Origin of the sequence: Flavobacterium solisilvae (assembly GCF_012911605.1) — a bacterium.
GTDB lineage: Bacteria > Bacteroidota > Bacteroidia > Flavobacteriales > Flavobacteriaceae > Flavobacterium > Flavobacterium solisilvae.
Genome location: NZ_JAAMPT010000197.1, coordinates 32,375 through 52,910, shown reverse-complemented (window position 1 = coordinate 52,910; position 20,536 = coordinate 32,375). Strand labels below are relative to the sequence as shown.

Annotated in this window: 24 protein-coding genes and 1 pseudogene; 6 read left to right on the top strand and 19 right to left on the bottom strand. The window is 33.4% G+C overall.

All coding sequences use genetic code 11. The features are described from left to right. Positions 1-727 precede the first annotated feature (727 nt). From G6042_RS03245 to G6042_RS03220, 6 genes are all read left to right on the top strand, one after another. The gene (locus tag G6042_RS03245; RefSeq protein ID WP_169522876.1) at positions 728-1,486 is read left to right on the top strand and encodes a hypothetical protein; all 759 of its coding nucleotides are present in this window, start codon (positions 728-730) and stop codon (positions 1,484-1,486) included. Beyond that, complete coding sequence (locus tag G6042_RS03240) at positions 1,486-1,881, top strand: DUF5675 family protein (protein WP_169522874.1); 396 nt, start codon at positions 1,486-1,488, stop codon at positions 1,879-1,881. Before G6042_RS03245 ends, G6042_RS03240 begins: the two co-directional genes overlap by 1 nt. A gap of 3 nt (positions 1,882-1,884) precedes the next feature. Next, positions 1,885-2,394, top strand: coding sequence for a hypothetical protein (locus tag G6042_RS03235; RefSeq protein WP_026704784.1), 510 nt, complete (start codon positions 1,885-1,887; stop codon positions 2,392-2,394). Next, on the top strand, positions 2,381-2,593 hold the full coding sequence (locus G6042_RS03230; RefSeq protein WP_026704785.1) for a hypothetical protein: 213 nt from the start codon (positions 2,381-2,383) through the stop codon (positions 2,591-2,593). Before G6042_RS03235 ends, G6042_RS03230 begins: the two co-directional genes overlap by 14 nt. Next, the gene (locus G6042_RS03225; protein ID WP_169522873.1) at positions 2,580-2,756 is read left to right on the top strand and encodes a hypothetical protein; all 177 of its coding nucleotides are present in this window, start codon (positions 2,580-2,582) and stop codon (positions 2,754-2,756) included. The genes G6042_RS03230 and G6042_RS03225 overlap by 14 nt, the downstream gene beginning before the upstream one ends. Positions 2,757-2,846: 90 nt before the next feature. Beyond that, entirely contained in the window at positions 2,847-3,353 is a 507-nt protein-coding gene (locus tag G6042_RS03220) for a class I SAM-dependent methyltransferase (protein WP_169522871.1), read from the top strand. 37 nt (positions 3,354-3,390) lie between these two features. Here G6042_RS03220 and G6042_RS03215 read toward each other — a convergent pair whose 3' ends face one another. The 19 genes and pseudogenes from G6042_RS03215 to G6042_RS03130 all read right to left on the bottom strand — a co-directional run bounded on the left by G6042_RS03215 (position 3,391) and on the right by G6042_RS03130 (position 20,534). After that, a complete protein-coding gene (locus tag G6042_RS03215) occupies positions 3,391-3,570 on the bottom strand; it encodes a hypothetical protein (protein ID WP_026704787.1) in 180 nt (59 codons plus the stop codon). Positions 3,571-3,593: 23 nt separating this feature from the next. Continuing rightward, a complete protein-coding gene (locus G6042_RS03210) occupies positions 3,594-4,016 on the bottom strand; it encodes a DUF6943 family protein (protein WP_169522869.1) in 423 nt (140 codons plus the stop codon). 1,595 nt (positions 4,017-5,611) lie between these two features. Further along, positions 5,612-6,226 carry a class I SAM-dependent methyltransferase gene (locus G6042_RS03205; RefSeq protein WP_169522867.1) on the bottom strand — a complete coding sequence of 205 codons (615 nt, stop codon included), beginning with the start codon at positions 6,224-6,226 and terminating at the stop codon, positions 5,612-5,614. A gap of 48 nt (positions 6,227-6,274) precedes the next feature. Next, positions 6,275-8,527 carry a multicopper oxidase domain-containing protein gene (locus G6042_RS03200; protein ID WP_169522866.1) on the bottom strand — a complete coding sequence of 751 codons (2,253 nt, stop codon included), beginning with the start codon at positions 8,525-8,527 and terminating at the stop codon, positions 6,275-6,277. Between the two features lie 4 nt (positions 8,528-8,531). After that, a complete protein-coding gene (locus G6042_RS03195; protein WP_169522864.1) occupies positions 8,532-9,404 on the bottom strand; it encodes a DUF2911 domain-containing protein in 873 nt (290 codons plus the stop codon). Between the two features lie 93 nt (positions 9,405-9,497). Then, positions 9,498-9,716 carry a GDCCVxC domain-containing (seleno)protein gene (locus G6042_RS14245; RefSeq protein ID WP_229658308.1) on the bottom strand — a complete coding sequence of 73 codons (219 nt, stop codon included), beginning with the start codon at positions 9,714-9,716 and terminating at the stop codon, positions 9,498-9,500. Positions 9,717-9,767: 51 nt separating this feature from the next. After that, positions 9,768-10,106: pseudogene (locus G6042_RS14240) on the bottom strand (MerC domain-containing protein); the annotation flags it as partial. Positions 10,107-10,124: 18 nt separating this feature from the next. Then, complete coding sequence (locus tag G6042_RS03185) at positions 10,125-12,662, bottom strand: heavy metal translocating P-type ATPase (protein WP_169522862.1); 2,538 nt, start codon at positions 12,660-12,662, stop codon at positions 10,125-10,127. A 78-nt stretch (positions 12,663-12,740) separates the two neighbouring features. Beyond that, positions 12,741-13,301 (bottom strand): helix-turn-helix domain-containing protein, encoded by a 561-nt coding sequence (locus tag G6042_RS03180; protein WP_169522860.1) that lies wholly within the window; start codon positions 13,299-13,301, stop codon positions 12,741-12,743. A gap of 3 nt (positions 13,302-13,304) precedes the next feature. Then, positions 13,305-13,766: a heme-binding domain-containing protein gene (locus G6042_RS03175; RefSeq protein WP_169522859.1), complete on the bottom strand. Its 462-nt coding sequence runs from the start codon at positions 13,764-13,766 to the stop codon at positions 13,305-13,307. A gap of 1 nt (position 13,767) precedes the next feature. Further along, complete coding sequence (locus tag G6042_RS03170) at positions 13,768-14,514, bottom strand: DUF3347 domain-containing protein (protein WP_169522857.1); 747 nt, start codon at positions 14,512-14,514, stop codon at positions 13,768-13,770. Between the two features lie 17 nt (positions 14,515-14,531). After that, entirely contained in the window at positions 14,532-15,347 is an 816-nt protein-coding gene (locus tag G6042_RS03165) for a hypothetical protein (protein WP_169522856.1), read from the bottom strand. After that, positions 15,347-15,835, bottom strand: coding sequence for a heavy-metal-associated domain-containing protein (locus G6042_RS03160; RefSeq protein WP_169522854.1), 489 nt, complete (start codon positions 15,833-15,835; stop codon positions 15,347-15,349). The genes G6042_RS03165 and G6042_RS03160 overlap by 1 nt, the downstream gene beginning before the upstream one ends. Before the next feature lies 1 nt (position 15,836). Then, positions 15,837-16,307, bottom strand: a complete 471-nt coding sequence (locus G6042_RS03155) for a TlpA family protein disulfide reductase (RefSeq protein WP_169522853.1) — start codon at positions 16,305-16,307, stop codon at positions 15,837-15,839. A gap of 5 nt (positions 16,308-16,312) precedes the next feature. Continuing rightward, positions 16,313-17,179, bottom strand: a complete 867-nt coding sequence (locus G6042_RS03150; RefSeq protein WP_169522852.1) for a DUF3347 domain-containing protein — start codon at positions 17,177-17,179, stop codon at positions 16,313-16,315. A 191-nt stretch (positions 17,180-17,370) separates the two neighbouring features. Next, positions 17,371-17,733 carry a hypothetical protein gene (locus tag G6042_RS03145; RefSeq protein ID WP_169522850.1) on the bottom strand — a complete coding sequence of 121 codons (363 nt, stop codon included), beginning with the start codon at positions 17,731-17,733 and terminating at the stop codon, positions 17,371-17,373. 74 nt (positions 17,734-17,807) lie between these two features. Further along, positions 17,808-19,799 carry a heavy metal translocating P-type ATPase gene (locus G6042_RS03140; protein WP_169522849.1) on the bottom strand — a complete coding sequence of 664 codons (1,992 nt, stop codon included), beginning with the start codon at positions 19,797-19,799 and terminating at the stop codon, positions 17,808-17,810. 10 nt (positions 19,800-19,809) lie between these two features. Next, positions 19,810-20,175 carry a DUF3703 domain-containing protein gene (locus G6042_RS03135; protein ID WP_073364524.1) on the bottom strand — a complete coding sequence of 122 codons (366 nt, stop codon included), beginning with the start codon at positions 20,173-20,175 and terminating at the stop codon, positions 19,810-19,812. A 2-nt stretch (positions 20,176-20,177) separates the two neighbouring features. Then, on the bottom strand, positions 20,178-20,534 hold the full coding sequence (locus G6042_RS03130) for a hypothetical protein (RefSeq protein WP_073364527.1): 357 nt from the start codon (positions 20,532-20,534) through the stop codon (positions 20,178-20,180). Between the last annotated feature and the right edge of the window lie 2 nt (positions 20,535-20,536).

The following is a 20,536-nucleotide window of genomic DNA, read 5'->3' as shown; positions in this document are numbered from 1 at the left end:
GCGGAGAAAGAGGGATTTGACTACCTATTTCAACGTATTATATAACAGCTCGTTACAATTGAATTTTTATTTGGGTAACCGATTTTACCCCCTTTTTAATCGTAAAAATTACATTTCATTTGTGAGTTATAAATATACTCATTTGCAATGATATAGCAAATTAAAATTCAATAAACATTACTAAAAATTGAACAAGTTGTTCAAGTATTTGGCTATGCTTTTTTTGATTAAAATTCTTCTATAGTTTTTTAATTTAACCAAAAATCAAGTGAGTTACTTGTTCATATTTTATGCCACTATATGTACAGAACTCTTCAATCGTTAGAAACTCATTTTCGAGTTTATTGAGGCCATTTTTAATCTTTTGCATCAATCTAGTACTTTGACGATAACTCTTGCCTGTTATGCGTTGTATGTCCTTTGGATAGATGCAAACCCTCTGTATTTCATTTTTCATACTTCATTCATACCTTTGATTAGGCTTTGACTAACTTCTGACGTGCAGAAATTCTTTCCGCAATTTAGTTATTATTTTTCATACTTCTTTACTGGTTTTTTATGTTGATTTAGGACACTTATGTCGTTTTAGGACATATGGTACAATATTGATTTTTACTTTACTAAACGCTTTATAAACTTTGTCCTTATCATTCAGGATTTAGTTGCAACGATTAACGAAATGAAAGTGAGTTGTGAAAATGAGTATTAATCAAAAAATGTAAAGATTATGGCTAGACAGAAAGGCATAATTAAATTAAAAGGTACTATCGAGGATATTACTTTTTATAAAACTCAAGATGGCCATTTGGCAAGAGAAAAAGGCGGAATTGACGCTAGTAGAATTGCAAATGATCCTGCGTTTCAAAGAACTCGTGAGAATGGTTCTGAGTTTGGTAGAGCAGGAAAAGCTGGGAAGCTTTTGCGCACTGCTTTGAGACCACTGCTATTGAATTCTGCGGATAGTAGAATGGTAAGTCGTTTAACCCAAGCGATGGTTAAAGTTATCCAAGCTGACTTAGTGAGTGATAGAGGTTTGCGCAACGTTATTGATGGAGAAGCCGAATTGTTATTTGGTTTTGAATTCAATATTCGTGGTAAACTAGGCACTAGCTTGTATGCACCATTTGTGGCAACAATCGATCGAGTTGCAGGAGAAATCACAGTTGATATTGCTTCGTTTATTCCTTCGAATATGATTGCTGCACCAAGTGGAACTACTCACTTTAAGATTATCTCTGGCGGAGCCGAGGTAGATTTTGAAGCTGAAACGTATGTAGTTGCTACTTCTGAAACGGCAATTTTGCCATGGGATGCAACCCCAACAGCGGTTATTAACCAAGTGAATGCGGTTACAGCTGCTAGTACAAAACCTTTGTTTTTGGCTTTGGGAGTTGAATTTTATCAACAAATTAATGGAACAATGTACCCGTTGAAAAATGGTGCTTTTAATCCATTATCTGTTGCTAAGGTTGACAGTGGTGTGTAATGGTCTTATTGCTCACTAGAACTTATTTCCCTGATGGAACAAATGGTAAACTCGAATGCGATGGCAAATTAATTTGTAACACAATTGAGTTGCCTTGGAAGATGAACGAAACGAAGGTTTCCTGCATTCCGGAAGGGAAGTATTTTATTAGAAAGCGATACAGTCGGAAGTTTAAATGGCATTTGGAAGTGATTGATGTGAAAGATAGAAATTTTATTCTATTTCATCCTGCCAATAATGCACTAAAAGAACTAAATGGTTGTATTGCTCCAGTTACAAAACTTTCTGGACCAGGTTTAGGTCTGATGTCAAGAAAGGCATTTATCAAGTTGAAAAACTCGGTATATCGTGCTTTAGATAGCGCAGAAAAAGTTTTATTAATTATTAAATCTTAAAAGATGAAAAATTTATTAGGAGCTACTGCTTCAACAAATCGTATTTTTAGAAGTATTAAAATGTTAATGCTTGTTTTATTAATGACTATTGGTTTCACAAGTTGTGATGATCAATCTAATTCAGATACTTTGCCAAAAAGTGAGTTTAATTTAAAGTCAGATTTTGATGAAAGCTTTTCAAGATGTACTTGCGGATTAAGTACTGATGGAGAAATTGGAGGTTGCAAAGGAATTAAAGGTGAATGCGCAACTCAATCCCGCGATAGTATTGGTGGTGGGAAAAGTTCGAGCGGAACACTTCAAAGAAGCTCTAGTGAAACCAATGGAATTGGTGGAAGAAAAGACACCTCTACTGGAAATTATTCTTCCAAAGAGATTGGTGGCTCTAAAGACATTATAATCATAAAAAGGGAAAGCCATCGAGATAGTTCTGATATTGGTGGTGGAGGAAAAGGTTCTACTACGACATTGTTTAATCGTTACCCTAAAAAAATGAGCCATGAGTTTAATTAAAAGAGCAAAAGCACCAATACCGAAATTTTTTAAAGTGCTTCGAAATGTTGGTTTGGCATTGGCTGCTGTTGGCGGAACTATTTTAGCAGCTCCAATAGCGTTACCAGTTGTAGTCACTACAATTGGTGGTTATTTGGCAGTTGCTGGAGGAGTTTTGTCGGCTGCAAGTCAGCTAACTACAACTGATGACAGCAAATAATCCCACATTGATGGGAACTGCTGGAGGTACGTTTTTAAGTATTGTTCCTAATCTTTCTTCTGATGATATAGCAAAAACGGTTGTCTTGGCTACTGTTGGAGCAATTGTCAGTTTTACGATTTCATTACTGCTTAAAAGCATAAATAAGAAGCACAAAAAATAAAGTTTAACTCTAGTTGTGGTGACCTTTGGGTTAAACAAATGAAAGCCCAAACCTGATGGAATGGGCTTTTTCATTTAAAAAATAACTTGTATGATACAAAATAAAATAGATTATATAAAAAGAGGTGCTTTTGATGAATTATATACGCCTAAAGAAGCTGTAGAATGTATTCTTCCTTATATTCCAGATGGGGTTAAAATAATTTGGGAATGTACCGCAATTGAGAATAGCGAAATTGTCAATGTTTTAAAAGCTAATGGTTTTGAAGTCATAAGATCACACTTAAACGATGGTTTAGATTTTTTTGAATACGAACCTCAACAGTATGATTTGATTATTACAAATCCGCCTTATTCTTTGAAAGATCAATTCTTGAAACGTGCTTTTGAATTGGATAAACCTTTTATGATGCTGTTGCCTATAACAACATTAGAAGGTAGAAAGCGAAGCGAAATGTTCCAAAAAAACAGAGTTCAAGTTTTGATACCAAGTAAGCGATTTAATTTTATCAAAGAAAAAAAAGGAAGTTGGTTTCAAACATCCTGGTTTACATGGAAACTTCATCTGAAGAATGACTTAAACTTTATTAATGTGTAGCAAAATGCCCAGTCAATATTGACTAGGCATTTATTTTTTAAACCTCTTCAAATAAATTGAGTGTTACTTCTAATACCACAACTTCTGAATTAAAGTTGTAGAGTTCTTGCCATTTGGCACAATCAATTGCTTTGGCTCTGGTGTCGAATATCCCAAAACATACTCTTGATGCTTTGGATTTCCATTTGTCTGTTTGGTACAAAATAAATAGTTTCATGATTATCGATTTAAAATAAGACTTCATTTTTTATGATAGCGATGCAGAATTACTCGCTTCAAATCGTTGATAAGATTGATATTTTGATGAAATTGTTTCTCCTTTAGCTCTAAAAGACGAAGTGTTTCAACATCTTTTTTATGTTGCTCAAAATCTTGGAGCATTTCCTCAGCTTTCGCGGAAAATTCTCTGATGAAATCACCCATTCTTAGAAATGGAATAACTGAACCACAAAGGTTTCTGTGCCAAAACTTGGACTGCCAAAGACTGTAGGTTATCCAGAAAATATTTTCGCAATCTTCTTCGTTTTGAAAAATCACGACAAAGCTGTTTGTAAATGGCGTTTTTTGTGGTTTTCCGCTGTTCAACCCTTTGTTAAGTATGAATAAGCATGGTTTGGCGTAAAGAGTGTCTTTTCGGTGCGTTTTAATGATGAAATTTGGCATACTTTCGGATTTAAAAATTAGTCTTTCTTCTAATTCTCATTGGTGTTTCTGATGAATGCAGGTGTGCCTCACTACGCTCCGCCCATTAAAATTTTTCAAAAGAAAAAAAGAAAAAAAAGAAAGTCGTCCATCAAGTGGAGGTTTCAAGAAAAACAAGTTTTTTAGAAAAAATACTACCCGATATATCATCGGAAGAGTGGGCGTGAAGTTGGAAGTGAATGTTGTTGCGAAACGGTTTGGGTGGAGATTTTTTCTAAAACCCGTAGGGCTTGAACTTGTTTTTCTTGAAACCGGAACTTAACTTTACTTTCTTTTATTTATTTTTTTATTTTTCCTCGAAAACGGAAATGTTCCATTGAAAACTGATTTTGGAAAGTTCTTTAGAAAGATAACTGTTCTTGGAAAGGGTATAAATTTTCAAAACAGAAAACAGAAATAAAATTCCATACCAATTATTTTTTTGTTTTGAAAATTTATACTCTTTCGTTTGAAGTTTTTATTGTTTTTAATGGTCAAACGTAATGGTCTTTTTTCTTGGAATTGTACTTTGTGACCATTTCATACTATTTGATTTTTTTGGGTATAGAAAATGGTTTTTACCATAGGCAAATCGATATAATATCTAAACCATTTTCTATACTTAAAAAAAACAATGCAACTGCTTACCTAGTGCGATGAGGCAGTAGCGCAAGTAAGGGTATCATTTTTTATTTGCTTATTGGGATGTTTCTGATTGCTTTAGTGGAAAAGCTGATGCCAAAGACTTAAAAGAAAGATAATACTTCAAACTTTAAATAAACATTTTAGTAACGGTATGGCATCAGTTTTTTCGCTGAAGCAATTACTGCTGGTTTTCTGGCAAATAAAAAATGATACTCTTACTGGGAATTTTGGTTTTGTGGGTAATAAAATGGCTTTTACACTAGGCAAATTTACTTAAATCAAAAGCCATTTTATTACTTACAAAAGCAATGAAAACACTACCTATTTAACCACAAAGTTGATAAAGACAGTAATGGCAAACGTTCATAGAATAAACTTTAACTGTAAACTTTCCTATGAAATAATGAATGTTGTTTAAGACAGTGGTGAAGGACGGTGTTTTTTGTAGCTCATCTTATTGTTGAATATATCAAACCAATGTTCTAGCTACAAAAAATGTTGTCCTGGAGCCACTGGCAAGCGCGTTGGCTGTGCGGCTGTTTTACATAGTTGATATTATAGCTTCATTGCAAAAACCAAAAAAACAATAACAACGCTTTGTGATGAACTATAATACTCAATTATGTAACACAGCTTGGGAAAAAAAATTACTGGCGCAAGTCACGAAGTGTACGTGTTTTTTCTAAAAACTGTGCCAGTAATTTTTTTTGGAGCGTTGGCTAAGGAGTGGCAACTGAAAACCTAAAACGTCAATTTACCACTAAACGAAAAAGTACGTTCTCGTTATTTATAAATGAAATTAGTGAAATGAAGCAAACAAAGAATTGATGCTAGGAATACTTGGACTAGGAGCAATTTTTGTGCAGCTGAATGAGATAATGGTAAAAAATGATTGCTGATTTATAAAACATTTTCTCTAAGTAATACTTATTTTATATTTTTTTAAAACCACAAAACTGAAAATTTTGTATTGTATCAAATGGTGTAGTATGATTTTCTGTAAAACATTTTACAGCTTCAAAATTTTCACTAAAAGTATGTTTCATAGTATTTTCAGAATATTGTTTTATTTCTAAACCACTGCATTTGAGTGGACCTTTTTCTGAAAAAGTTCCCAATAGAAAATTTCCATTTTCAGTTATAGAATTATTAACTAAAGTAACATATTTATCAATATTTTCTTGTTCTGTCAAAAAATGAAAAACAGCTCTATCGTGCCAAAAATCAAATTTAATATCTGTACTGAATTGCGTAATGTCGGAAACAATCCAATGCACTTTATTTGCTTTTTCTCCTAATCGTTTTTTTGCTCTTTCTAAAGCAAATTCAGAGATATCTAAAACCCAAATATTTTTATATCCATTTTCTAATAAAGCATCCACTAAATTGCTGTCGCCACCACCAACATCAATTATATTGGCGTCTATAGATAGGTTCAGATTTTCTAAATAATCTATTGATGTTTTTGGATATTTTTGTGTCCAACTTACTTCGCTAGGATTTTTAGTTGCAAAAACATTTTCCCAATGTGATTTATTATTTCCCATTATTACTATTTTTCACAAAGATAATGATTAATGAAAGTTTTTCTATTTTTAGTAATTCAAATTCAATCCAAATCCAAATCCCATATCACTATCGTAATGCGTTCTTAGACTTACATTTCTTTTTAAAATATAACGAGCATCGAGCATGAATTCTGTATCTGTATTAACCATAAAACCCATTCTTAATCGTTTAGAAATTGGAATGTCTTCACGCATTAATTGTAATCTTACGTTTCCATCTTGAAAAACTTCGGCTTGTGCAATTACTAACATTGGTAGTGTGTAATTAACTCCTGCACTTAAAACGGCTCTTTTATCTTTGGTGTTTTCTTGTCCAAAAATATTTTTTTCGATTTCTCCGTTCATTTTTCTGTAACGCCAATCGAAACCAATGAAAGGCATTAACCACTGCATTTTTCCTATGTATCTTCCTAAGTGGAATTCTGCTTCATAGCCGTGCATATCATTATACCCTAATCGCCATTCTGCTCCTAAACTCCAACGTGTATTTTGGATCATCGCCATTCCATCATTTCCATTGGTAGCAAAATCATTTTCAGCCATAATGTGAAAAGCTCTATCATCGGCAAATAATTTTCTTTGTGCTAATTTGGGATTTGGAATAAGTGGATTTGGAGCTTGGTTTTCGTAGGTAAAAACTCTTCCCATACCTGCCATCATGTGGTATAAAATATGACAATGAAAAAACCAATCGCCTTCAACATTTGCATTGAATTCAATAATATTTGTTTCCATTGGCATTAGATCCATTACATTTTTTAAAGGCGCAAACTCTTCTTGACCATTAATAATTCTGAAATCATGACCATGCAAGTGCATTGGATGACGCATCATGGAACCATTGTAAAGCGTAATTCTAATATTTTCTCCTTTTTTTATAAGTATTTTATCGGTTTCAGAAACTACTTTATTGTCTAAACTCCAAACGTATCGGTTCATATTTCCTGTAAGCTCAAAACGAAGTTCTTTTACTGGTGCATCTTTGGGTAATGTCGTTTTATCAGTTGCTTTTAGCATTGCATAGTTGAGTGTTGTAATACTAGATAGCTTATTGGCATTGTATTGATTTTGATTATGGTTGGAATGGTCATTTTTCATTTCCATACTACTCTCATTTTCTTTGTTTTTTGCATTTGTAGCACCAGTTATTTCTGGATACATTACTACATTCATATCCATTTGGTTTAAGGACATACTCATTCCCATATCGTCCAAGTCGCCGTTCATTTTCATCATGCCATTCATCATTTTCATACCTTCAAAATATTTTAATTTAGGTAAAGGAGCAATTAATTGTTTGATGCCATTGCCAATGTATAATGAAGTTGATTTAGTTCTATCTTCTGGAGTTGCTAAAAATTCGTAGGAAGTATTATCGGCAGGAATTGTAACAATAACATCATAGGTTTCTGATACCGCAATTAATAATCGATCTACTTCAACTGGTTCAACATCGTTACCATCACTGGCAACTACAGTAATCTTTCCTCCAGCATAAGTTAGCCAAAAATAAGATGAAGCACCGCCATTAGCTATTCGCAATCGAACTTTATCACCGCCTTTGAATTGTGATAATTGATTTTCATTTTTACCATTAATAAGAAACTTTTCATAATACACATCGCTCACATCCATTGCGTTCATGCGCTTCCACTCGTTGGCAATTTTTGTTTTGAAATGACCTTGCTTTATAGCTTCTGCATAACTTTGGGTAGTACCTTTTTTGATGGCGAACCAATCGGTTGCATTGTGTAACATTCTATGAACGTTTTCTGGTTTTAAATCAGTCCATTCACTTAAAATAACTGGAACAGTTGGTAAATCATCAATTCCTTTTCGGAATGTTTTATCATTTTGTTTTTTATTCATGATGAACATTCCATACATTCCGATTTGTTCTTGTAAGCCAGAATGACTATGATACCAATGTGTTCCGTTTTGTATGATTGGAAAAGTGTATTTATGAGTAGTACCAGGTTTGATTGGCATTTGTGTTAAATTAGGTACACCATCTTCTTTATTAGGCAAAAATAGTCCGTGCCAATGTAACGATGTGCTTTCTTTTAATTCGTTGTGTACATAAATTTCGGCAATATCACCTTCGGTAAACGTTAGTGTTGGCATTGGAATTTGACCATTAACTGCTATGGCTCTTTTTTCTTTACCAGAATAATTGACAATAGTATCGCGAACATACAAATCGTAACGCACTATGTTTTGCGCAACAAGTAAATGAGTAATAAAAAACAGAAAAACGATAATTAATACTTTAGTTTTCATAATTTTAATTTTTTAATATTATTTCCCAATCCGCTATTCTTTTATTTAGTGTCTCGATTGTAGTTTTCATTTTTTCCTTATCAGCCAAAGTAATTGCTCTTTTTGCTGCTGCTATTGCATTAGTGTAATCTTTTAATTCGGATGCTATTTTTTGTCTCAAATTTGGGTAATAGAAGTTTTCAGGGTTTAATTTTTCTGCTTCTAAAAGCCAAATTATTGCCTGTTTATAATCTCTATTTGTGCTGTAATAATAATTAGCTGCCTGAAACAATAAATTGGCATCCTGGGTTTTTCCTTTTATGATATGTTGTTCTATCAATGCTACTATTGTATCATCTTCTTGGCTTTTTATTGGTATTTTAACCATCGTATTTTCCCAAAGTATTTTCAGAAATGCTTCACCCTTACTGTTGATGTCATTTAAATCGATTGTAAATGTTTCATAGAAGTTAGAGCTTTTTTCGACAGGAACTTTGAAACGCATCACATCCTTTTTTTCATCATAGCCGGTTTCGCCATGTAAAGTAGTATCTGTGTTGATAATTATAGTCCACTCATTGATTGAAGGAATTGTGAATATTGAGTAACTACCTGTTTTTAATACATTGTTGCCAAATGAAATATCTTCGGAAGTAGTTATTACAGTACAATCACTTGCCCCTGTTCGCCAAAGTTTATCAAATGGTACTAACTCCCCAAATATTTTTCGTCCTCTGACTAAAGGTCTGCTATATGAAATTTTTATTTTTGCGCTACCCACTTCTTGCTCATACGATGCTGCAGGGCTAGCTGCAGTTACTCTAATTTGAACTTTGTCTTGTGCTGACAGTATTACAGATTGCAAAAGCATAAAGCTTAATAGGATGTTTTTTTTCATTTATTTTAATTTTTAAATATGTTGGAATATTAATCTAATTCTTTAAGCTTAGCTTTCATTTTGTTAGCTTCCGCATGCTGCCCTGTACTATTTTTAGCAGCACTTTTCACCTGATTGAATAGGTGGACATTTTACAGTGCCATAGCTGCAATAAACACAACAATCACCTTGTTTAGGTTTCACTATTTTTTTACAGTTTTCGCATTCATAGAAGAATTGACAAGCATCAGTAGGCATCATTTCTTCTTTTTTGTGACCGCAATGTGGACATGTTATTTTTGATTTCAGTTCTACTGATTTACCGTTGTACATCGTGCAAGTATTACAGCCATAGTGAAGTTTGTTTCTATGATAATTGACTATTGTAGCGATAAGAAGCCCGAACATACCAGTATATAAAAAATAGGACTGATAATCATTATTACAAAAGTAATAGCTGTAAAAAATGATTATTGTACTTGGAATAGCTATCAACAAAGGATATAGGCATCTATGCAGGCGATAGGAAAGAAAAAAGCCAACTAAAGATAATAGGACCATCCCTTGAAAAATCCACATTGTCCAACCTCCAAAAAGTTCAAAACTACCTAAACCTAAAGCAGATGCTACAAATGCAAAAAGAGGGAAACAGCAAGGCGAAAGCAATGCTGTAAAGAACATCCCGATTGTTCCTAATTTATCTATGTTATTTTTTAGTTTCATTCGTGTTATCGTTAATTATTATAGTTTTAAACCTCTTAGTCTCAAGGCATTGATAATAACAGATACGGAGCTGAAAGACATTGCCAAAGCTGCAATCATAGGAGATAGTAAAATTCCGAAAACCGGATATAACACACCAGCTGCAATTGGGACACCAAGTACATTATAGAAAAAGGCAAAAAATAGATTTTGTTTAATATTTCTCATAACAGCATGGCTTAAATTCTTGGCTTTTACGATACCCTGTAAATCGCCTTTGACCAGAGTTATTTTGGCACTTTCAATAGCGACATCTGTTCCTGTTCCCATTGCTATTCCAATGTTGGCTTGTGCCAATGCCGGCGCATCATTTATACCATCGCCAGCCATGGCTACAATTTTGCCTTCTGCCTGCAATTTTTTAATTTCTTTGAGTTTGTCTTCGGGTAAGCATCCAGCTTTATAGGTTTTTAATCCCAATTCATCAGCAACTGCTTTAGCTGTATTGACATTGTCACCAGTCATCATGATTACTTCGACACCCTGGCTCATTAATTCTTTTATGGCTTCTTTGCTAGAAGTTTTAATAGCATCTGTTATAGATACAAAACCAACAGCTATGTTATCAACGGCAATGTAAGAGACTGTTTTTCCTAATTTTTGTTCAATAATGATTTTGTTCTCTAAATCGTCAGAAACTGTTGCTTTAACTTGTTCCATTAGTTTTTTATTACCTAATGCTACTTTTTTACCAGCAACTGTTCCTGTAACTCCTTTTCCGGCAACGGCTTCAAAATCTTTTACTTCGATTAAAGAAATGGATTTTGTTTTGGCATAAATTACCACAGCTTGTGCCAATGGATGTTCACTATATTGGTTTAAGGAAGCAATGCTTTGCAATAAGTCACTATCGTTGTTATTGGATGCATAAATTTTTTCGACAGATGGTTTTCCTTCGGTGATGGTTCCTGTTTTATCGGTAATTAAAACATTAACCTTATTCATGTTCTCTAAAGCCTCAGCATTCTTTATCAAAACGCCTGATTGTGCTCCTTTGCCAACACCAACCATTACTGACATGGGAGTTGCCAGACCCAGAGCACAAGGACAGGCTATAATTAATACAGCAATAGCATTTATAAAGCCATACACCAATGCTGGTTCGGGACCAAATTTTGCCCAAACAAAAAAGGTTATTGCCGATATAATGACCACAATTGGCACAAAGTACTTGGAGATACTATCTGCTAATTTCTGAATTGGAGCTCGTGAACGACTGGCATCATTTACCATTTGCACGATTTGAGATAGCAAGGTTTCGGAACCTACTTTTTCGGCTATCATCACAAATGATTTGTTTCCGTTTATTGTTCCGGAAATTACGTTATCGCCTTTCTTTTTATCAACCGGTATTGGCTCACCAGTAATCATGGCTTCATCTATACTGCTTTCCCCATCGGTTATTTTACCGTCAACAGGAATTTTATCTCCGGGTTTTACTCTCAATAAATCGCCTTTTTTGATGTCGTGGATTGATATTACTTTATCACCGCCATCAATAACCAAAGTAGCTTCAGTTGGCGCAAGTTTTAATAATTCTTTGATAGCTCCGCTGGTTTGGCTGTGTGCCCTTGCTTCGAGTAATTGTCCTAACAAAACTAAAGTCAGAATAACTGTTGTTGCTTCAAAGTATAATAATACAGTTCCGTGTTCTGTTTTGAATTCACTTGGAAAAATATCAGGAAAAAACATTCCGACTAAACTAAATAGAAAAGCCACTCCTGTACCGATTCCGATAAGGGTAAACATATTCAAATTCCAAGTGATTATTGATTTCCAGGCGCGAACAAAAAATACCCAACAGGCATAAAAAACAACAGGAAGAGATAAAATAAGCTGTACCCAGTTCCATTTGTCCGCATCCATTAGTTGCAATAAAGGATTATTGTGTGCCATTTCAATCATGGCAATGGCGAAAATGGGAACTGTAAACACAACTGCTATTTTCATTTTCTTAACCAAATCTTTATAAGTCCTTTGGTCTTCGCTTTCGCTTGGTTCCATTGGTACTAAATCCATACCGCATATAGGACAGGAACCCGGAGTTTCACTAATTACTTCGGGATGCATTGGACAAGTATATAGTGTCTTGTTTACGGTTAGTTCAGGTGCTTTGACTAGATCCATTCCACACACAGGACAATCGCCCGCTTTGTCATAGACTTTTTCGCCTTCGCAATGCATTGGGCAATAATATTTACCAGCGGCGTTGGTTGGTATAACAGCCTCTTTTTTATAATTATGCTCATGAGTAGAACAACATGACTTTGCAGCGGATTCATTAGTTGTAGTATCTTCTGTAGTTTTATCATTGCTCATTTCTATGGTGTATTTTCCAACAGTCGTCAGTGCTTCCTGCAACTTTGATGTTGGAATGTGTTTGTCCATAGTAATTATGGCCACTGGTGGGCTTAATGAAACTTTTGCTTCAATACCATCAATAGTATTCAATGCTTTCTCGACTTTAGAGCGACAACCATCGCAAGTCATTCCGGTAATGCTGTAAGTATGTATCATTTTTTATATTATTTTAATACAAATTTCTATCATAACTGCTTTTTGTATTTGCAAAATTTTGGGTTTGATTTGCAAGATTTATAAGTCTTCGATTTGCTTTCGTTTAATGGTTTTTATATTCTTAAAGTGTGTTGGTGAAAAGCCGGTTACTTTTTTGAATTGATTACTTAAATGTGAAACGCTACTATAGTTTAAAGAGTAAGCTATTTGGCTTAGGGATAATTCATCATAGATGATCAACTCTTTTACTTTCTCAATTTTCAGATTAATGAAGTATTTTTCAATTGTTGTGTTTTCTACTTCGGAAAAGAGATTGCTTAGGGTATTATAATCTTGATGAAGATGTTGGAACAGAAACTCTGACAGGTTCGTTTTTAAATCATTATTTTTATTTTGGACCAAATCAATAATCAATGTTTTAATCTTATCGATTGTTTTACTTTTCCTGTCATCTATTAAATCGAAGCCAATTGCTTGAAGGCTTTTTAGTAATTGCCTCTTTAAATTTTCTGGAATGTCATTTTTCAATTCAACTTCTCCCAACTCAACAGAAATAGGATTAATTCCTATACTTTCGAATACAGAATTAACTACCATTTTGCAACGGCTACATACCATATTTTTGATATAGAGTTTCATTTTTTAATTTTTTGAATTCAACGTTTTATTTATCCAAGCAATTATAGCTTCTTTTTCTTGTTTTGTAAGTTTAGCATCGTGATGTAACAAAGTATATGAACTCAAAGGCATATCGCCCGATTTTACTTCTTTGCTTATAGCTTCTAACTTACTTTGTTGTTTTCTGTTTGAATACGAAGCGAACTCATTGAAATTAAGTTGTTCTTTTCCGTTTTTGATATGATCTTCGACAAACATCCTAGCAGGTTGAATATAATCGTACCACAAATATTTGGTATTGTTACTGTGACAGTCATAACACGCTTTTTGTAATGAATTAAGAACTGTTGGCGGCACTTTGTAGTTGTTTGCAAAGTTTTTCCCAATATCGAACGAATTACTTATATTCTGTTTTGGTTGGTAGAATTGAATGGCTATAAACACTAAAAAGAATACTAATGCAATCTTCTTGAATTTACGTTTCATTTTAAAGCGTTTTTTTCAAACTACCACAAGTAAGCATTTGAGAACCATAGAATGGATTTTTAATTTCTTTGGTTTCGCTAATCCATATAGCACCTTTACTATCATTGTACATTGGACAATAATCTTGATACAGCTTTTGATCAGTTCCAAACATTTTAATTAAATCATTAATGTCTTTGCTAAGAATTGCAAAATGTTCTCTCTGATGGTCAATTTTACCTGCATTTTTACCTATGTGTTCCGCGTGTTCTTTTGCATCATCAACAATGTCTATATACTCTTTTTTCTGACTTGGTGTTAAAGCATTTGTATTGGTTGATGCCATAACTTTGAATAATGAATTTCCAGCAATTGCCGCAGTTTTAGCATCATCTTTTGTTAGTGCATTTTTAATTTTTAAATAGTTTGTAACTATTTCTTTTATTGAAAATGGTGATTTAGCAATTTCTGCTTCAACCACTTTTTTTTCAGCTTCATTAGTTTTCAGTTTTGTAGTGTCTTTATGTTCGTGAAGACCGTCATTATGGTTGTGTTCTGACTTAGCTTGAGCAACAGGTTCTGTTAATTCCATTCCACATTTAGAACAATTTTCGCCTTTTTTACCAGTTACTTCTGGGTGCATCGAACAAGCAAATAGCTCGTTAGAATTTGTAGAAGTTTCTGTTTTAGAACTTTCTTTTTCGTTGTTTTTATTATTGCAAGAAATTAAAGTGATTGCTAAAATAGCAGTTATAATAAGTGTTTTCATAGTTTATGTTTTTAAAATTATTTTTTACTTTTTAAATCAAAAAATGTATAATACAGATTGAAATAAAATCCATTTGGAGCTGAACGAACCATTGAACTCATTAACTCTTGTCGGTAGGCAAAATCTAGTCGCGCTTGACTGTTGAAAATGAATTGTATTGCAGGAACTACATCTAAATAGGATTTACCATTCTCATTGATGGTTTGTCCGACAAATTCAACCATTAGATTGATGTTGGTTTGTTTGAAACTAGTGTATTTTTTTGGGTACATTAATTTTCCAAAAGATAATGTGTAATTGGTAGCATTGTCGCCAATGTTATCCGGAAAAGGATAATTTGGTTGGTTGTCCAGTGCTTTTTCAAAGCTAACCGATGAACTAATCGCTATTTTTTTTACCAATTTTGTAGCTATTATTCCTGTTTCAAAACCAGTATTGTGCCCTTGAATTTCTATTTGTTCTTGATGGATGTCGGCACGATTGAAACTGTATCTTCCGTAAGCTGCCAAACGAAAATGACTATTCAAATCATCTTCGGAGTAAAATCTGTACTTTGCCATAAAACCACCGCCTTCTGCATACAATGCATTAGTTCTTGTGCTGATAAACGCAGAACCTCTAACCATTAAATTTTTATTAATACCATACGTTATCTCTGGCATTAAATGATAATTGTAACCTGGTTCAAATTCCTCTTTGAATGCAGATTGCATCACATTCACTGCCAAAGAATTTGCAGGAACATTACTAGCTGGATCGGTTACTACAAATAATTCTTGACTGAAAATAGTTTGGCAACTGATGCCTACAAACAATAAAATTACCTTTCTCATTAGTTTATCATTTTAATGTGAAAATCTTCTTCGTTGTTTGAAGCGTAGGTTTCGACATTCTTATATGATTTGGATAATTTTTTAAATTCCTTTTCGGTTACGTAACCTTTGTCCACCACTTGAAATTGAATTTCTAAAGCATTACTTTTTTTGTCATTAACCAAAATATACGAGGATTTAGTAATGGTTTCTGGTTTTGCTGTAAGTAACAATGAACCAATAAAAAAACCTGCTTTTTCGACTTTCTCTTTAAATACTTTGGGACTTAAATCATTACCTTCTTTGAGTGTTACTGTAAACGTATTGGTATTTAGATCGGTTTCTACAGCAACCACTTCTTCCATACTTTTTAGCTGTTTATTTATGGCGTTGGAACACATAGAACACGTTAAACCTGTAGCTCTGATTTCAGCTTTTACGATTTGTGCATTACTTTTTATGGAAAACATCAAAATCATTGATGTAATAATTAGATACATTTTTTTCATTTTATGATTTTATTAATTTCATTATTTCTTCCTCTGACGGATTTTTAGCCATTAGAATACCTTCGGGATTGAATAGGTATTTAGATGGTAACTCTTCAACACCAAATTGTAATGCTGTATTAGCATCAAATCCATTTGGGTCTATGAGTTGCGTAAATTTGATTTTATCTTTTTCTATCGCTTTTAACCATTTATTGGCATCGGTATCGATTGATATTCCGATAATTTCTACTTTGCTTGAGCTTATTTCGTTGTGAAGTTTCACTAACTTTTTGTTACCCAATCGGCAAGGCGCACACCAAGAAGCCCAAAAATCGACAAGTACATATTTACCTTTAAAGGATGTGATATCAATCACATTATTGGTATTACTTTTTAATGTAATTGATGGTATAGCATCGCCGATTTTAATTTGAGCTTTGGAGTTTGTAACTGTAGCGATTAAAAGAAACAGTATTACAATTTTTTTCATCTTACTTATTTGATGGTTTCTACCGTTTTACCACAACTTAACATCATAGAACCGTAATACGGATTTTTGATTGCATTTTCTTTACTCAACCAATTGGCACCTTTACCATCGCTGTACATTGGACAAAATTGATAGTAAACAGCCGTTTCGTATTTGGAAACCTTAATTAGTGTATAAATATCTTTGGATAGTGTAGTGAAATGATCGCGCTGGTGTTTTACATCTTTTGTATCTGAGATATGAGTTGCATCTTCTTTAATAAGATTTACAACTTTCATCCAAACCATGTGCACGTCCATTTCGAGTTTGTCCATTTTGACATTGTTTACAGCTGCCAAAAGTTCTTTTGAAGCTAAAGCTGTTTTGGTTCCGTCAGAGGTGATTAAAGCATCTTTCAATAAAAAATAAGTATCAAATACTGATTTTAACTGATTTTCATTTTGAATTACTGTTTTAGTATCTGAATTATTATTGTGATTAGAATGGCTTTCGTTGCTAGCAGTAGCGGTTTCTTCTTTTACAGGAACTTTTGCCACTCTATCATATTGACAACAACCGTGAAGATTATTATAGACATCATCAGGAGCGAGAAATTTATCACTATCGTACCCAACAAGTGCAATTCTTTTTAATATTTCGTCTTGGTTTGTCTTTTTTGCATCGTAAGTTAGCGTAGCCATTTGAGTATCTTTATTCCAATCTACAGAGGCGATTTTTTTAATCGTTCCTGCTTTTTCGATTTTAGTTTCGCACATACCGCAGTTTCCATAAACTTTAACTTTTTCTGTTTTTGAATTTTTTATTTGTGCATTGATAGCAGTAGATAGCAACATTACAGCCGCTACCATTATTTTTATAAATGAATTTTTCATTTTAAATAAGGTATTAGTAATCAAAGTGATTTACCTTGATTGATTGATAAAATAAATTTGAGATAATTACAGTTATAAGATAAATGATACTGCAACATGAAAATGGTGTAGTAAAATGTTTCTAAAACTGTTGTGAATTGGATAGCAAAACGCTATGAATTTGACACACTTATGGCTGTCAAAATTTGGATTTAGCTTATTTTAGGAATTAGCCAAATGAAATAAAACCCATCAGAGATTGATGGTGTTGTGTATGAAAATTTAACTTTCTCGATTGAAGAATAGCTAAACATGTAATTTTTAAAATTAATTTCAGATAAAAAGCTTACTGAAGAAGTTGGACACGTTGAAGAACAACCACATTTTGAGTGACCGCAATTGCCTTTACATCCTTTGTGGTCTTTATCTTTTGAATTTTCATCACCGCAGCAACTCTTTTTTTCTGCGTTATTGGATGAAATTTCTTTTTTGCACGAACTCTTTTCTGAACCTTTACCACAAGCCATAGCAGTATTAGGGATGAGGAACATGCCTAATAAAACTACAAGTATCATGTGGTATTTGTTCATATATCTATTAAAACAGTACAAATTTAGCTAAAAATTATTGCATTATGTTAAAATTGATGTTAAAATCTCATTCTCTGAATTCTAACTGCGTTTAAAATAGCTAACAAAGCTACTCCTACATCGGCAAAAACGGCTTCCCACATTGTGGCTAAACCACCTGCTCCAAGCACTAAAACTATTGCTTTTACAGCAAATGCTAAAGTGATATTTTGCCAAACAATTTTTTTAGTTTGTTTACCAATGTTAATAGCCATTGGGATTTTTGAAGGCATATCGTCTTGAATAACTACATCAGCAGTTTCTATTGTGGCATCGCTTCCTAAACCGCCCATTGCAATTCCTACGTTGCTTAATGCTACTACTGGTGCATCGTTTACACCATCGCCAACAAAAGCAACCGTTTCATTTTTAGCAATGATTTCTTTAACTTTGTTTACTTTATCTTCGGGCAGTAAATCGCCATAAGCATTTGTTATATCGAGTGATTTTGCAACAAACTGAACTACAGTATTTTTATCACCACTTAACATTGTGGTTTTAATATTCAACGCTTTAAGTTTATCGATTGTGATTTGAGCATCCTCTTTTATGCTATCGGCAATGGTTATATATCCTACAAACTTTTTATCGTAAGCTACTGCGATTAATGTATAAACAATACTTGTAGGATCAATATCATATTTAATAGAAAATTTATCCATTAGTTTGAAATTACCAACTAATAATTCTTTTCCTTTGACAAGGGATTTTAAACCATGCCCTGAAATTTCTTCAACCTCTTTTAGTTCAATTGTACTATCAATTTTTCCAACAAACTGATGAATGGCTGTTGCGACTGGATGTGTGCTTTGACTTTCTAAAGCATTTACCATTTGCAGTATTTCGTTTTGATTAAAATTGGAATTAAAAACAACTTCTTGCACTTTAAAAACACCTTCTGTCATTGTGCCTGTTTTGTCCATTACTACATTTTGAATAGAAGCCATTACATCAAGAAAATTGCTTCCCTTGAATAAAATTCCGTTCTTGGAAGCAGCTCCAATTCCGCCAAAATATCCTAACGGAATACTGATGACTAACGCACAAGGACATGAGATAACTAAAAAGACTAAAGCACGATACAACCAATCTCTAAATTGATAATCCGCTACAAAAAGCATTGGAACTACACAAATTAAGATGGCTAAAAGCACCACAATTGGTGTGTAAATCTTGGCAAATTTGCGTATGAATAATTCAGTTGGTGCTTTTTTTGCTGTTGCATCTTGCACCATTTCAAGTATTTTTGACAGTTTACTATCGGTATAAGCGGTTGTAACTTTTACTTGACAAACCGAATTTAGGTTTATCATTCCTGCTAAAACGGTTTCTCCTTTTGCTTTGGTATCGGGTTTGCTTTCTCCGGTAAGTGCTGCTGTATTGAATGAAGCTGTATCGGAAAGTAATTCGCCATCTAAACCTAATTTTTCTCCTGCTTTGAGTTGGATAATATCGCCAATTTTAGCGGTTGCTGCTTTGATTGTTTTGGCTACATTGTTTTCTAAAATAGTAACTTCATCTGGTCGTTGGTCGAGTAACGCTTTTATATTTGCTTTGGCTCGTTGAACTGCAAGTGTTTGAAAGACTTCGCCAACGGCATAAAACAGCATCACGGCAACACCCTCTGGAAATTCTGCGATGGCAAATGCTCCAATAGTTGCAATACTCATTAACAAAAATTCTGAAAATATCTCTCCTTTCTTTATAGCAACAAAAGCTTCTTTGATTACAGGAAAACCAACTGGTGCATAAGCAACAACATACCATATAATTCGTACCCAACCTGTAAACCACGATTGTGGAAAGTAATTATCGAAACCAATGGCAACCATTAACAAAACAAAACTTATGATTGCTGGTAGGAACATTTGAAACGTTGACTTTTCTTCGTTGGAATGGTTGTGGTCGTGTCCGTCATCATCAGAATGATTATCGGGTTTTTTATTTATTTTTTCTTCTAATGTGCAACAAAGTTGTTTTCCTTGTGCATCGTATTTGTGTTGATGTTTCATAATTCAATTATTAAGAATTTGAATTTATTATTTTTTGTATGTCTTTCGGAATTTCCATTGGTTTTAAAGGTGGCACGTTTGCACCACCAGTATTACCAACAGGAATATGTCCAACAAATGATTTTACACCACCTATCAATAATCTTGGTATTTGACCAATTACCTCATTTGTACTTTTAATCTTAATACCAAATTGTAACATTTTCCAATGTACAAATGTATGCTCGCATGGATATTTTTGAGCTATTATATGTGCACGTTCCAAATGATGCCAAGCATTTTGAAAATCATTTAGTTGTAAATTATCCTTAACTAATTCTAACTCTTTTTGATAAAAAGGAATTAGCTTATTTGGCATTATCGTATTAAATTTCATGACTAAGCTTTACAACAACCATCTAAACTTTCATACGCTTTTGGATCTGCTTTTACTTCATCTGCATCATAACCTAATTTAGAGATACCTTCTTTAATTGTTTGTAAAGTAGTTTTCTTTGAATTGTAATAGATTGTAAAAGTCATTGCTTTATCATCTAACTCATACATTTTTATTCCTTTTATTTTAAGCATTTCTGTTTTGAATTTTAAACCACACGTTTCACATTCTTTACAATGGTCGCAATGAAAGAAAGTTTTTATGACTGCTTTTTGAGTAGTTTTTTGTGCTGAAACTAGATTTGTTGAAAAAAATACTATTGCTAAAAAAGCGATTGATTTTAAAATTGAATTTTTCATGT